This is a genomic window from Iodobacter sp. CM08 (assembly GCF_033446605.1).
Taxonomy (GTDB): Bacteria; Pseudomonadota; Gammaproteobacteria; order Burkholderiales; family Chitinibacteraceae; genus Iodobacter.
This window is the reverse complement of record NZ_JAWQUO010000007.1, coordinates 114,107-127,515: the sequence shown is the minus strand read 5'-3', so window position 1 is coordinate 127,515 and position 13,409 is coordinate 114,107. Positions and strand designations below refer to the sequence as shown.

At 47.1% G+C, this 13,409-nt stretch carries 13 protein-coding genes; 8 read left to right on the top strand and 5 right to left on the bottom strand.

Annotation, left to right across the window (positions count from 1 at the left end; all coding sequences use genetic code 11):
• Positions 1 to 100: 100 nt before the first annotated feature.
• Entirely contained in the window at positions 101 to 1,138 is a 1,038-nt protein-coding gene (locus R6242_RS05670) for an aldo/keto reductase (protein WP_318424844.1), read from the top strand.
• Between the two features lie 214 nt (positions 1,139 to 1,352).
• The gene (locus R6242_RS05665; RefSeq protein ID WP_318424841.1) at positions 1,353 to 2,480 is read left to right on the top strand and encodes a methyl-accepting chemotaxis protein; all 1,128 of its coding nucleotides are present in this window, start codon (positions 1,353 to 1,355) and stop codon (positions 2,478 to 2,480) included.
• Positions 2,481 to 2,561: 81 nt separating this feature from the next.
• On the opposite strand, the gene R6242_RS05660 is transcribed toward R6242_RS05665, so the two are convergent.
• From R6242_RS05660 to R6242_RS05645, 4 genes are all read right to left on the bottom strand, one after another.
• Complete coding sequence (locus R6242_RS05660; RefSeq protein ID WP_293931247.1) at positions 2,562 to 3,167, bottom strand: peroxiredoxin; 606 nt, start codon at positions 3,165 to 3,167, stop codon at positions 2,562 to 2,564.
• 627 nt (positions 3,168 to 3,794) lie between these two features.
• The gene (locus R6242_RS05655) at positions 3,795 to 5,711 is read right to left on the bottom strand and encodes a hypothetical protein (protein WP_318424836.1); all 1,917 of its coding nucleotides are present in this window, start codon (positions 5,709 to 5,711) and stop codon (positions 3,795 to 3,797) included.
• Positions 5,712 to 5,718: 7 nt separating this feature from the next.
• Positions 5,719 to 6,855, bottom strand: a complete 1,137-nt coding sequence (locus R6242_RS05650) for a PilT/PilU family type 4a pilus ATPase (protein ID WP_293931241.1) — start codon at positions 6,853 to 6,855, stop codon at positions 5,719 to 5,721.
• Between the two features lie 288 nt (positions 6,856 to 7,143).
• A complete protein-coding gene (locus tag R6242_RS05645; protein ID WP_293931238.1) occupies positions 7,144 to 8,184 on the bottom strand; it encodes a type IV pilus twitching motility protein PilT in 1,041 nt (346 codons plus the stop codon).
• Positions 8,185 to 8,361: 177 nt separating this feature from the next.
• On the opposite strand from R6242_RS05645, the gene R6242_RS05640 reads away from it, so the two are divergent.
• The 3 genes from R6242_RS05640 to R6242_RS05630 are packed head-to-tail and all read left to right on the top strand — an operon-like array spanning position 8,362 to position 10,508.
• Positions 8,362 to 9,075, top strand: a complete 714-nt coding sequence (locus tag R6242_RS05640) for a YggS family pyridoxal phosphate-dependent enzyme (RefSeq protein ID WP_318424832.1) — start codon at positions 8,362 to 8,364, stop codon at positions 9,073 to 9,075.
• A 39-nt stretch (positions 9,076 to 9,114) separates the two neighbouring features.
• Positions 9,115 to 9,915 carry a pyrroline-5-carboxylate reductase gene (gene proC / locus R6242_RS05635; protein WP_318424828.1) on the top strand — a complete coding sequence of 267 codons (801 nt, stop codon included), beginning with the start codon at positions 9,115 to 9,117 and terminating at the stop codon, positions 9,913 to 9,915.
• Complete coding sequence (locus tag R6242_RS05630) at positions 9,915 to 10,508, top strand: YggT family protein (RefSeq protein ID WP_293931229.1); 594 nt, start codon at positions 9,915 to 9,917, stop codon at positions 10,506 to 10,508. The genes proC and R6242_RS05630 overlap by 1 nt, the downstream gene beginning before the upstream one ends.
• 145 nt (positions 10,509 to 10,653) lie before the next feature.
• Here R6242_RS05630 and R6242_RS05625 read toward each other — a convergent pair whose 3' ends face one another.
• Positions 10,654 to 11,073: an FxsA family protein gene (locus tag R6242_RS05625; RefSeq protein ID WP_318424824.1), complete on the bottom strand. Its 420-nt coding sequence runs from the start codon at positions 11,071 to 11,073 to the stop codon at positions 10,654 to 10,656.
• On the opposite strand from R6242_RS05625, the gene cutA reads away from it, so the two are divergent.
• Genes cutA through R6242_RS05610 form a run of 3 tightly spaced genes read left to right on the top strand, consistent with a single transcriptional unit; the run spans position 11,072 to position 13,409 of the window.
• Entirely contained in the window at positions 11,072 to 11,416 is a 345-nt protein-coding gene (gene cutA, locus R6242_RS05620; protein WP_318424820.1) for a divalent-cation tolerance protein CutA, read from the top strand. The two genes, R6242_RS05625 and cutA, sit on opposite strands and share 2 nt — an antisense overlap.
• On the top strand, positions 11,413 to 12,948 hold the full coding sequence (dsbD, locus tag R6242_RS05615; protein ID WP_318424817.1) for a protein-disulfide reductase DsbD: 1,536 nt from the start codon (positions 11,413 to 11,415) through the stop codon (positions 12,946 to 12,948). The genes cutA and dsbD overlap by 4 nt, the downstream gene beginning before the upstream one ends.
• Positions 12,945 to 13,409 (top strand): TlpA disulfide reductase family protein, encoded by a 465-nt coding sequence (locus R6242_RS05610; RefSeq protein ID WP_318424814.1) that lies wholly within the window; start codon positions 12,945 to 12,947, stop codon positions 13,407 to 13,409. Before dsbD ends, R6242_RS05610 begins: the two co-directional genes overlap by 4 nt.

Below are 13,409 nucleotides of genomic sequence, written 5' to 3'. Positions count from 1 at the left end.
TGCCCTGTTCAAGGCGCAGCAAGCAGCGCCTCTACTCGCTATATGATAGTTTTGTGAACACCGCGTCTTTGCATCCTCCTGCTTGTAAAGGATTAGCCCGATGAAATACCGCCTCTTAGCCGGTACTGATTTAAACATCTCCACCCTCTGCCTTGGCACCATGACCTTTGGTGAGCAAAATAGCGAGGCCGAAGCGCATGAGCAGCTCGACTACGCACAAGCAGCAGGCATTAATTTTATTGATACGGCCGAGATGTATCCCGTGCCAGGCAAAGCAGAAACTCAAGGGCTAACCGAAAGCTATGTAGGCACGTGGCTGGCCACGCAAAGCCGCGATAAGATCATTTTGGCGAGCAAGATTTCTGGCCCAAACCGTGGCATGGATTGGATACGCGGCGGGCCTAAGCTTAATCGAGAACAGATTATTAGCGCATGCGATGCCAGCCTCAAGCGCCTGCGCACCGATTATCTAGACCTATACCAGCTACACTGGCCCGCCCGCCATGTACCGATGTTTGGCCAAAGCTATTACGACCCTAGCCAAGAGCCAGATCACACCCCTGATTTTGCAGAGCAATTAGCCGCCTTAAATGAGCTAGTCATAGCGGGTAAGGTTCGCCATATCGGCCTATCCAATGAAACCCCTTGGGGCGTAATGGAAGCCAACCGCGTGGCTAAAGCGCAATCGCTGCCACGTATTGCCTCAATTCAAAATGTATTTAATTTAATTAATCGTAATTTTGAAAATGGGCTGGTTGAAACCTGCCATCGAGAAAACGTCGGCCTGCTTGCATATAGCCCATTGGCCTTTGGTTTATTATCGGGCAAATACTTAGATAACCCACAAGCTGCAGGCCGGATGACGCGCTATAGCAATTTTGGTGCACGCTATTTAAAACCCGCCGTTCCCCCTGCTATTGCAGCCTATGTACAGCTCGCCAGAGACCACGGCCTATCCCCTGCCCAAATGGCCTTAGCGTGGGTAAGCAGCCGTTGGTACGTTGCTAGTAATATTATTGGCGCCACCACCATGGCCCAGTTAAAAGAAAACATAGCTAGCTTAGATGTATTGATTACCCCAGAGCTAGATGCCGCCATAGAGGCCATTCACAAACAAAGCCCTAATCCTGCCAATTAAGCATCAAGTAACTAACGATTAGTCATTCATACTTTTTACTCTGTCGGTACTTATGAAGGGGCCTTATTGCAGGTTTTTACTTTGCAATAAGGCCCTCATTTTATTTATAAAAACAGAAGCTTATTTCAATAATAATGGATTGATTTTGAGCCTAGCCATTCTATAAAGAGGACAGTCACTTTGCTTTTAATCCTGTTTTCTAGGGGATCACCTTATGTTTGGCTTTACTCAAAAGACAGAATCAAAGAATACCGCCGATGCTCAACTAGATACGATGCGCGCAGTACTAGATCATGTAGACAATATGGTCCTGCTCTGTGATACCAGCCATGAAAACAATGTTTTTTATGTCAACCAAACCGCAAAAAATGTCTTTGAGCAATATCGCCAAGAAATGACCCAAGTTTTACGCGGCGCAGACCCTACTGCAGCACAAGGTGGCTCTATCCATCGTTTTCACCATGACCCTGATCGTGTACGACGTATTTTAGAAAAACTAGGGACAGGCGCGCGTAATGCCACCCATGTGGCTGATATTCCACTGGGTAGCATCACCTTGCGTACCAAAGCTTTCCCCATTTGGGATGCCACAGATCCTAGCAAGGTAAAATGCTACCTTGCCTGCTGGGAAGATATCACCAGCAAACTTAAGCATGAAAATTTACAGCAAGACGTCGCCAATAAAGCCAACCAGCTACATGAGCAGGTGGCTTACATTGCCTCCACGATGGAGGAAGTCAGCACCAGCATTGATGAAGTTGCCCATACCACCAGCGAGGCCAGTAATCGGGGAAATAGCGCTTTTTCTAGCGCCAACGAAGGCCAAGTGGTGGTTGAAGGGGCAGTCCAAGGAATGCGTGATGTAGCGGTATTAGTGCGCACCACCGCCGGCGTTATCGGTCAGCTTAATACCCAATCCGATAAAATTGGCGTGATTGTGGGTGTGATCAAAGATATTGCCGACCAAACCAATCTGCTAGCGCTGAATGCCGCCATTGAAGCCGCCCGCGCGGGGGACACCGGTCGTGGCTTTGCGGTAGTGGCCGATGAGGTGCGCAAATTATCTGAGCGCACCGCCAAAGCCACTGCAGAAATTGGTGAGCTAATCCACTCAATTCAAATCGAAATTGAACGTGCTGTTGGCACCATGAATTCAGGCGAAAAAGACGTGACCGCTGGCGAAGAAAAAGCCGTTAGCGCCGAGAAAGCCTTAGCACGCATTGTGCAAGACGTAGGTGCGATGCGTAATTTAATTAGCGAAATCTCGAATGCATCCGAGCAACAAGCAAGCTCGGTACGCGATGTGGCTCAACGCTTAGAAGTCATTACATCGAATCAGTAATTAAAGCTTTCACCCAGTAAAAAGCCCATTAGCAAGCTGCTAATGGGCTTTTTTATCTACTTAATCTAGTCAGCGATACGCTTATAGATCTTTAGCATTCTTAGCCAAGTAATCAGCAACGCCAGCAGCGTCAGCCTTCATACCTGCTTTACCTTTGTTCCAGCCTGCTGGGCAAACTTCACCGTGCTCTTCAGTAAATTGCAGCGCATCAACTACACGCAGCATTTCGCTAATATCACGGCCCAGTGGCAAGTTGTTCACAACTTGGTGCTGTACAACGCCATTTTTATCAATCAGGAAAGAGCCGCGCAGTGCAACGCCTTCTGCTGCCAGCTCAACATCGTAAGCCTGGCAGATTAAATGCTTAGTATCCGCAACCAAGGTGTAGCCAACTTGGCCAATGCCGCCTTTTTCTACTGGGGTATTGCGCCATGCAGCATGAGTAAACTGGCTGTCGATCGACACGCCAATCACTTCAACATTACGGGCTTTGAATTCTTCCAGACGGTGATCAAACGCAATCAGCTCAGATGGGCAAACAAAAGTGAAATCTAGAGGATAGAAGAACACCACGGCGTATTTGCCGGCAGTGGCTGCCTTAAAGTTGTAGCTATCTACGATCTCGCCATTACCTAAAACGGCTGCTGCTGTGAAATCTGGTGCGCTTTTACCAACGAGTACGGCCATGTTGATGCTCCTTTATTTAAGACTAAAAAATAACCACAGGTATTTTGGGCTAATACATTCGACTTTGTCCAATCAACAAAGTTCATCTTGATGATAGCTTTTCTCAATGACATCTTGATGGTAACTGTATTAGATATTTTAACCACCTATCAATGAATGAGGCGATCTTTACATCATGGCTATGTTGCATAAAAGCGGGCACCTCAGCAAAACCAAGCCCTTGCTCGCTCTTGCCGCGTCAACGGCATTCAACGCCAATAAATTGGTTTGCTGGCGCTAAGCAAAAAAATCAGGGTATTAAGGTTCTATATCACTTTTTTAGCGCATATGGGCCTGCAACCCCAATCCTATCAACTTAAGGGAAATGTTTTAATTGTTACACAGGCTTCAGCTTGGATTGCACTATTGCAAGCATTTAAAACATCGTAGGGTGGGCGCGTTCTTTGCCCACGCCGCGTATCCGCGTGGGCAAGATAAACCGCCTTGCCCACCCTACATGGTGTGTCTAAGTTGATAGGATTGGGTTGCACCCGTCCTACAAAAATAGAGTACGGGTCTAAAAAATCTATTTACATAGGCTGAGCAAGAAACATCATCAGGTCAGTATGAATACCCTAGCCAAGGCCATTACATTTGTAGAGGGATCAAAATATCCAGCCACTTCACGGCAAGTTGGCGCTGCTCCATCGTTCCTCGATAAAGCAGCTGCTCTAGCTCATTACAAGCAGCCTGAATATTCTCCAGCTCTAAATGCCCAATCACCGTTTGCAAGGCGGGATCGCTACTTAAGAAGTCATCCAAATTGATCCGTGGCAATTCTACTGGAAAGCTAATTTCCTTTAGCGCGGGGATGTCTAAAGTATCCAATGTAAATTGCTGGTCTAGCTCATTATCCCAAGGGCCCGTTGCAAACGCGAAAGCGGTATCACGCGGTAACTCACTCAGCTCGATAGCACTCGTCTCACGATTTTGTGCCGCTTCTTTATCCAATGCCAAAGGTAGATTTAATTTTTCGTCTAAAGAAAGATAAAGCGGATTATCTTCATCAATACTACGCCCTAAGCTTTGTACCTGCTGCCACAGGCTATCACTAGAAAACTGCAACCTAAAACCAACCGCTCGGTTTTGAAAATCTTGCCGCATCCCTTGGCTAACGTAAATATCAAACAGCTTCATCCATAGCGCCAGTGAGCTCGGGTATTGCTCAACTTCACTGATCAATAAATTAATTGCCTGAGTAATCAGGCCGTGATCCAGCAACATCTGCGCTTCTTCCGAGACATTTTTAGGCTGCACCACATCCATATCATCGCGGCTCCAATCAGAAGCCGCCTGAGAAAAATTATTGACCATACCCATCACCTGATTACGGCTAGGCACGACCTCTCTTAATCGATCAGACATCGCTACAGGCGTAGCGATGGATGCAAAAGTACTTTGCCCAAGCGGAAACGCATCTAAATCGTTATTCATTTGGCGACGCGGGAAACGCCACCACATTACCGGCAGTAGCAAGAGTAGCAGCCACCATGGGCTAGGCCAGCTGCGCTCCTCTTGGTGAGACAAAGCTTCCACACCAACGTCTGAAGCTGAAGCATGCCCATCTTGTAAGGAGGCCAGTTGCTTTTCAAGCTGAGTGATTTGATATTTATATTGCAGTAGCTGCGCCGTTTGATCATCGGCCTCTAGAATCTGCAAACGCTCACGCGCAAGCAAGCTCTCTTCTGGGCTGAGTTGAGATTTACGAGCGGCCCCAAGAATAGAGTCAGACATACGCAGATGAAAGCCTGCGCTGCTTGCAAGCAGTGCAGGTGGAACAGCAATTTGTAATGAATCTCTAGCAAGCTGTGGGGCTAAGGCGAGCGAAGGGCTCGTTTTTGCAGGGGCCACCTCAGGGCTAACGGCCACATTGGCCAATACGCTATTACGATCAGGTAGTTTGATATTGGTATTGATAGGCAATCTAGCATTGGTATTTTGGGCAAGATCTGGATTCAGCCGGTAAATCTCATCCACCATGCGGGCTTTTTTGGCGCGATCTTGAGGGAAATAAGCCCGCGCAATGCGCTCTACGGAATCCCCTTCCTGACTTTGCCATATTCCTGCAAAAGCAGGTAGCTGCCTACGAATAGTGGGCAAAGCCACCGCTACTTCTATGCTGCGCTTAGACTTATACTCGCGTGGATCGAGCAAGACATTGTAATCACGTTGAAAAATGGCGCTTTTTTCACTTGCGCACCGTAGCCGAATCGAAAAATTGACCAAGGGCTCTTGCAAGGGCTCATCCCCTCGCAATACTAATTGGCCACCCGTTTCATTGGCTTCAAAAGATAAATGCGCCCGTAGATGGGCTACATTCTCATCCTGAGTTGCAACTAGCCGAAAACAATGGCTATCTAATTCATCCCCATCATTTGCAACGACATTTATTCTGGCATTAAAACGCTCACCCAGCGCCGAGCGAACTTGCAAGTCACCCAAGACTGCTGCATAGGCAGGTTGGAGCAACACACTAGCCAGTAGTAAATATCGATTAAGTCGCATAGGCACTTTAAACAATATCGAGGTGATCAAGGCCAGAAAGTACATCCGTATGCTTGGCCTCTGCGCCCTGTAATTTAATACTTAGACGTAAATCATTCACCGAATCAGCATTGCGTAAGGCATCTTCGTAAGTAATTTTGCCGGCCTCATAATGATCAAATAAAGCCTGATCAAAGGTTTGCATACCTAACTCACGTGATTTTTTCATAATTTCTTTGATTTCGTGCACTTCGCCCTTAAAAATCAGCTCAGAGATCAAAGGGCTATTCAGCATCACTTCCACCGCCGCCACGCGCCCTTTACCCGAGCGATGTGGCACTAGGCGCTGCGAAACAAAGGAGCGTAGATTGAGCGATAAATCCATCAACAACTGCTGACGGCGTTCTTCTGGAAAGAAGTTGATAATCCGATCCAGTGCTTGATTGGCCGAATTGGCGTGCAAGGTTGCCATACAAAGGTGGCCGGTTTCAGAAAAAGCAATCGCGTAATCCATGGTTTCACGGTCGCGAATTTCACCGATCAAGATCACATCTGGGGCTTGGCGTAAGGTATTTTTCAGTGCAGCCTGCCATGAATCCGTATCAACGCCTACTTCACGCTGAGTCACAATGCAATTTTTATGCGCGTGTACGTATTCAATCGGGTCTTCAATAGTAATAATGTGATCATAACCATGCTCATTACGGTGCCCAATCATTGCCGCCAGTGACGTGGATTTACCCGAGCCCGTGCCGCCTACAAAAATCACCAAGCCACGTTTGGCCATGGCGATATCGCATAAAACTGGCGGTAAGCCTAGCTCAGCCAGTGAAGGAATTTCAGAATTAATCGTACGCAGCACCATGCCTACATGGCCTTGCTGCATAAAAGCATTGACCCGAAAGCGCCCAAGCTGACCAGGGCTAATCGCAAAATTACATTCTTTAGTCGCTTCAAAATCTTCTGCTTGGCGATCATTCATAATCGCCCGCGCTAATTCTTTGCTGTGCTGTGCAGAAAGAATTTGATTTGAAACCGGCGTCACTTTGCCATCAATTTTCATGGCAGGAGGGAAATCAGCAGTGATAAATAAATCCGACGCCCCTTTGCCACGCATATGCCGCAATAGGTCATGCATAAACTTTGCGGCTTGTTCTTTTTCCATTATTCTTTTTCCGCGATGAGCTTGTTTTAATTGCCTAGTACCAACAGCAGCTTGTAAATATACTTTTGATATGCTGCGATAATACCTTACCTACCAATTAAGCAACAAACTTTAATGTAGACAGTCGAATGTAATAATAAATTTAATCACGCTCATTACTGCTTAAAATTTAAGATAATCCTAATAAACTTAAATTGCGCTGCTAGCCTAAGGCTATTTGATATAAATGCCAGCCTTCAGCTAAATCACTAGGGGAGCGCTGATTACTGGCATTTTCTCCATACGGGCTTAGCCTCTAAAATTGTCTGGAATTGCCGCTTTCATTCGTGCCTCGGGCAAAGAAATAATATTGCGCTGCAATAAGCCTTGTAAACACTGGTCTAATGTCTGCATACCAAACTGCTGCCCCGTTTGAATTGCTGAATACATCTGAGCAATTTTATTTTCACGAATCAAATTTCGAATCGCTGGCACGCCAATCATGACTTCATGCGCCGCTACACGGCCCCCTTCTTTCTTTTTTAACAGTGTTTGCGAAATAACCGCTCTTAATGATTCAGATAACATAGAGCGAACCATTTCTTTTTCTGCTGCTGGAAACACATCGACCACCCGATCAATCGTTTTAGCAGCTGAAGAGGTATGCAGCGTACCAAACACCAAGTGACCGGTTTCAGCGGCAGTCAGTGCGAGGCGAATCGTTTCTAGATCGCGCATTTCCCCCACCAGAATTACGTCAGGATCTTCACGCAGCGCCGAGCGCAGAGCATTAGAAAAGCTCATGGTATGCGGCCCAACTTCACGCTGGTTAATCAGGCATTTTTGCGAGGTATGGACAAACTCAATCGGGTCTTCCACGGTTAAGATATGCCCATATTCATTGGCATTGATATAGTTAATCATTGCCGCCAGCGTGGTGGATTTACCCGAGCCCGTAGGGCCAGTTACCAGCACCAAGCCGCGTGGTGTTTCTGCGATATCTTGGAAAATACGCGGGCAACCTAGTTCTTCTAGCGTTTTAATATCGGATGGAATCACCCGAAATACCGCACTTGCCCCACGGTTTTGCACAAAGGCATTCACCCGAAAACGCGCTAAACGTGGTATTTCAAAAGAAAAATCGCATTCCAAGGTGTCTTCGTAAATCTTGCGCTGGCCGTCGTTCATGATGTCGTACACCATATCGTGTACGTCTTTGTGCGACAGTGCCGGCGTATTAATGCGACGAATATCCCCGTCAACGCGAATCATGGGAGGCAATCCAGATGATAGATGTAAGTCTGATGCCTTGTTTTTCACGGTGAAAGCTAATAATTCGGAGATTTCCATTGTCTAATCCTGTCCACATAGTAGAAGTGAAACAAATTTTTGCGTAATAATGTTCAAACGCCTGCTATATATTGGCCCCATACAGCCTAAGACGGCCATGTTTAAACCACTTATATCTACCGATATGGTGAGTGGCTCATTTAACTAGCCAGCAATATTTCGAGTTGAGAGCCCATTATGGCAACGATATTTACAGCATGGCAAGGTGTGCAAGAGCGCATTGCCGATGCCTGCTTAAGAAATCATAGAGAAAGCAGCGATGTAGTGCTGCTTGCCGTTAGTAAGACATTTCCAAGTTCCGATATAAGAGAACTTTATTTAAGTGGCCAGCGGAACTTTGGCGAAAATTATGTACAAGAGCTTGTAGAGAAACACGCAGCTTTAAGCGACTGTAAAGAACTAGTTTGGCATTTTATCGGGCCGCTACAGAGCAATAAAAGCCGATCTGTGGCAGAGTTGGCGCATTGGGTGCATTCCATCGATCGTTTAAAGGTGGTTGAGCGTCTTTCTGCACAGCGACCGGAACATCTGCCCGATCTTAATGTCTGTATACAAATTAATGTATCGGGTGAGGCCTCTAAATCAGGCATTAGTCCTAATGAATGTTTAGAGCTGGCAAGCAAAATCTGCCAACTTCCCCGTATAAAATTACGCGGATTAATGTGTATACCCGAAGCGAGCCGCGATGCGGAGCATTTAGCTTCACAATTTAAGATACTTCGTGACGTGCAAAACCAGCTAATGAGCCACGATATTGCATTGGATGTTTTATCAATGGGCATGTCGAGCGATTTAGAAATCGCCATTAGCGAAGGTTCAACGCTAGTGCGGGTAGGAACCGCCTTGTTCGGCTCCCGCGTTACGAAACCGAGCGACACGCCCTCAAATTAAAAAGGGGAATGATGCGTTCGTTTCACCTTAAGGATACTTATGAAAATCACTTTTATCGGTGGCGGAAATATGGCCATCGCCATGATCGGTGGCATGCTTAAACAGGGCTTTAGCGCCAATCAAATTCATGTGGTCGAGCCCAGTGAAGAACAGCGCGAACACCTTAATCGTACTTATGCCATTGAATGTAGCAACCCAGACCAGCCTCTTTTGCCTAGTGATGTGATTTTATTTGCCGTAAAACCTCAGCAATTAAAAGCCGTGGCGCAATCACTTAGCTCGCAAATCAATGGTGCTTTGGTGATCTCGATTGCAGCTGGCGTTCGCGCCGATACGCTGGCCAAATGGCTAGATGCTTACCCACGGATTGTGCGAGTTATGCCCAATACCCCAGCGCTAGTGCAAGCAGGCATGTCTGGGGCTTATGCCACGAGTGATGTCACACCCGCTGATCGAGCTTTAACCGAGCGCATGCTGGCCGCGATTGGTGAGATGGTATGGGTAGAGAGTGAGAGTGAAATTGATGGCATTACCGCCATTTCTGGTTCTGGCCCAGCTTATGTTTTCTACTTTATGGAAGCCTTACAAGCCGCTGCACAGGCACAAGGCTTTACATCTGATGTGGCCCGTAAATTAGCTTACAAAACATTTGAGGGCGCAGTAAAGCTGGCCTTACAAAGTGAAGACGATGCCGCCACTTTGCGTAAAAAAGTGACTTCCAAAGGTGGCACTACCGAGCAGGCGATTAATACGCTAGAGGCTAGCCAAGTGCGCACTAGCATTATTGCGGCAGCGGCAGCGGCGGCAGCGCGCTCACAGCAATTAGGAGATGAATCCTAATGCTAACTAACACGCTCAATTTTTTAATTCGCAATCTGTGCGAATTTTTTCTACTACTGCTCTTAGCTAGGTTTTTTTTACAAGCCGCGCGGATTCCTTTTAAGCATCCGCTAACCCAGTTTGTACTATCACTCACCAACTGGGCCGTTATTCCGGTGCGGCGTATTTTGCCGCCGTTTCGTGGGCTAGACAGCGCCAGCTTAGTACTGGCATGGCTAGTGGCGCTGCTTATGCATGCCACTTTGCTTGCCCTATCACCTTGGCCCTTTGATTTTACTGCGCCATTTTCACTATTTTCTTTGGCCCTTGCTGCCCTATTAGAAATCTGCAAAATGTCGCTTTACCTGCTGTTTGCCACCGTTATTGGCCAAGCGCTGATGTCTTGGCTAGCGCCTTATAACCCGCTGATGCCGATTTTAACCGCGCTCACCGCACCTTTCCTGCGCCCACTGCACCGCTTTATTCCACCAATTGGTGGCGTGGATATCACCCCTCTGGTGCTGATTTTGGGCATTCAACTGGTGCTGAATGTACTAGTGCCCAGCTTAGAGCAAATTATTTTGCAAGGCGTAAGCATGATTATGCTGAAGTAAAAAGCGACTAGCTCTGCGTGAGAGCTCCAATTCCTAAGCCACAAAGAGCACAGAGCCGCACAGAGCAAAAACATTGAAATTCATCGTTTTCTCTGTACGGCTCTGTGCTCTCTTTTTTCTCTATAACTCAAGGTTTGGTAAGGAATTAGCCTTTCAAGCGATCCACATCGGGTTTAACTTGGCGGTACTCACCATCAATGACATCGCTATCTGCTGAAGCTGGCGTAACGGCGGCCTTATTGCCCACCAAATAGCCCCAAGGCAACAGTAATACAAGCGCCACCACGTCGCCCAAAATGCCCGGCAACAGCAGCAGTACCGCAGCAATATAATAACGAGCAACGGCAAATAAGCTGCTCAGCCTTAAGCGCCCAGAGCGCACATCATTAAAAAGCGCGGCACCCACGGCCAGTTTATGATGGCGTAGCATCAGGCCACCGCTAAAAAACGCCACAATCAACCACAGCACCACCCAAAAAGTACCGATCGCTTTTGCCAGTAAAACGATCGTGATAATTTCAGCAATCGGGTAGGCTACAAATAGTAATAACAGCAGGTAAGGCATGACAACTCCAAATAATATTTTGATCGTACTGTGCAATTGCCCAGACGAAGATGTAGCAAATCGTTTAGCCAGCGGTGTTGTAGCAGCGCGCCTTGCGGCCTGTGTGAACCAATTGGCCCCCGTGCAATCTACCTACCTATGGAATGAAAGAATCGAATCCACAAGGGAAGTTCCCCTCTTGATTAAAACGACCCAAACCGCCTACCCTGCTTTAGAAGCTTGGTTAGCCGCGCATCACCCTTATGATGTAGCCGAAATTATCGCTCTAAGCCCCGCTGCTGGCCTACCCGCCTATCTCAACTGGGTACAAGACTCTGTTGGGCCAAAGGAAGCCGCCGAATGATCACGCTATTTCGACTACTTTGCTTTTTCTTGCTGATCGGCTCCGCTAACGCAGCAGACGACTTACTGCCCCCAGAAAAAGCCTTCCAAGCTTACATGGTACAGATTGATGACCACACATTGGAAGTCCGTTTTAAAGTAGCGCCAGGCTACTACCTTTATCGGGATCGCATTAGCTTTAAGGCCAATCCACCGCTCACGGCTGAGTTTCCGCTTGGTACAGAAAAAAACGACCCCAGCTTTGGCAAGGTACAAGTTTACAAGCACGATACCGCTGTGCGGCTCAAATCTACCGTTCCTATTCCTTTAGATGCGGCCATTAACGCTAAATTCCAAGGCTGTGCTGAAGTAGGCGTGTGTTACCCACCGCAAACCCAGCAACTTAAAATAGGTGACAAGCCCAAAGACGCACTAGACCAGCTTTTTGGCAAGAGCAGCCCCCCCGCAGCAATCGGCCCCAGCGGGGCCGATGTTTTTTTCAGCGGCGGATTCCTAGCCACCCTCGGCATATTCTTTTTAGCGGGGCTGGGCTTAGCACTCACCTCCTGCATGTATCCCTTGATTCCTATTGTCTCTGGCATTGTTTTAGGTAACGGTCAGCAGGGCAAAATGCGCGCGTTGGGGCTAACCCTTGCCTATGTGCAAGGTTTGGCATTGAGCTACACCTTAATCGGCATTGCAGCCGCCGCAACCGGCACCTTGCTTGTTGTAGTCTTACAACAACCTTTTGTTATTGCAATATTCTCCATGTTTTTTGTTTTGATGGCGCTGGCTATGTTTGGGCTATTTGATCTGCAATTATCCGGTGGTATCCAAAGCAAAATGAATCAATGGGCCAATCGCCTACCGGGTGGTCAATTTACCTCGGTATTTGCGATGGGTGCGCTTTCTGCTCTGATTGTTGGGCCTTGCATCGCCCCGCCGCTGGCTGCAGCCTTGGCTTATTTAGGCCAAACGGGGGATCTGCTGCTGGGTGGTAGCGCTCTATATATGCTGGCGCTTGGCCTAGGCCTGCCTTTACTTGCCATCGGCGTTTTTGGAGGCAGCGTCTTACCCAAGCTACCGGACAAGGCCATGCAGGGGATTAAAATAGTCTTCGGGATCTTATTGCTGGCCATGGCGGTATGGGTGGCGCGGCCATTATGGGAGAAAACAGGCGCAGCAACAGGGCCGCAATTTACGGCCATTCGCTCAGTAGCAGAATTAGATCGCTCTATTGCCAAAGCCAATGGCAAAATAGTTGTATTAGATTTTTATGCCGATTGGTGTATTGCTTGCAAAGAATTTGAGCGCGATACACTCAGCGATCCAGAAATTCAAGCCACGCTATCTAATATGGTATTACTACGTGCCGATGTGACTCGAAATAATGCATCAGACCAAGCACTCTTAAAACGCTTTAAACTGTTTGGCCCACCTGCTATTTTATTTACCGGCAATCATGGGCTGTTTTTAAATGAGCGTGTTATTGGCTACCAAAACCCAGCAGCATTTAAAGCCACATTAAAACGCGTTAAAGAGGAAGCACAATGAAATACTGGCTGATTGCATTTAGTTTTATCAGTGTTTTAGCGCAGGCTGATGGGATATTCTCAGCCCAACTCCCTGATTTACAGAACAAATCTCAATCTTTTTCACAATGGAAAGGCAAACCCGTCATCATGAACTATTGGGCAACGTGGTGCAGCCCATGCCGTGAAGAGATTCCAGAGTTTATTGCCTTACAAAAAAAATATGCCGGAAAAGTGCAATTTGTTGGCATTGCCATTGATGATGTAAAAGACGTCAGTGTTTTTTCCAAGCAATATGGAATTAATTATCCAATATTAATTGGTGACGCCAATGCAATGGAGCTGATGCGAAAAGAAGGTAATCAACTTGGCGGATTGCCCTTTACCGCAATTTACAATGCAAAAGGAGAGCGCATCGCAATTGAATTAGGACGGATCAAAAAGGAAAAGCTAGAGGGCTACTTAAAAGAATTAAGTAAATAA

Coding starts and splice junctions, on each gene's coding strand:
- cutA (WP_318424820.1), top strand. CDS start 11,072: ATGACAACTCCAAATAATATTTTGATCGTACTGTGCAATTGCCCAGAC.
- R6242_RS05650 (WP_293931241.1), bottom strand. CDS start 6,855: ATGGAAAAAGAACAAGCCGCAAAGTTTATGCATGACCTATTGCGGCAT.
- dsbD (WP_318424817.1), top strand. CDS start 11,413: ATGATCACGCTATTTCGACTACTTTGCTTTTTCTTGCTGATCGGCTCC.
- R6242_RS05660 (WP_293931247.1), bottom strand. CDS start 3,167: ATGGCCGTACTCGTTGGTAAAAGCGCACCAGATTTCACAGCAGCAGCC.
- proC (WP_318424828.1), top strand. CDS start 9,115: ATGAAAATCACTTTTATCGGTGGCGGAAATATGGCCATCGCCATGATC.
- R6242_RS05630 (WP_293931229.1), top strand. CDS start 9,915: ATGCTAACTAACACGCTCAATTTTTTAATTCGCAATCTGTGCGAATTT.
- R6242_RS05670 (WP_318424844.1), top strand. CDS start 101: ATGAAATACCGCCTCTTAGCCGGTACTGATTTAAACATCTCCACCCTC.
- R6242_RS05665 (WP_318424841.1), top strand. CDS start 1,353: ATGTTTGGCTTTACTCAAAAGACAGAATCAAAGAATACCGCCGATGCT.
- R6242_RS05645 (WP_293931238.1), bottom strand. CDS start 8,184: ATGGAAATCTCCGAATTATTAGCTTTCACCGTGAAAAACAAGGCATCA.
- R6242_RS05625 (WP_318424824.1), bottom strand. CDS start 11,073: ATGCCTTACCTGCTGTTATTACTATTTGTAGCCTACCCGATTGCTGAA.
- R6242_RS05610 (WP_318424814.1), top strand. CDS start 12,945: ATGAAATACTGGCTGATTGCATTTAGTTTTATCAGTGTTTTAGCGCAG.
- R6242_RS05640 (WP_318424832.1), top strand. CDS start 8,362: ATGGCAACGATATTTACAGCATGGCAAGGTGTGCAAGAGCGCATTGCC.
- R6242_RS05655 (WP_318424836.1), bottom strand. CDS start 5,711: ATGCGACTTAATCGATATTTACTACTGGCTAGTGTGTTGCTCCAACCT.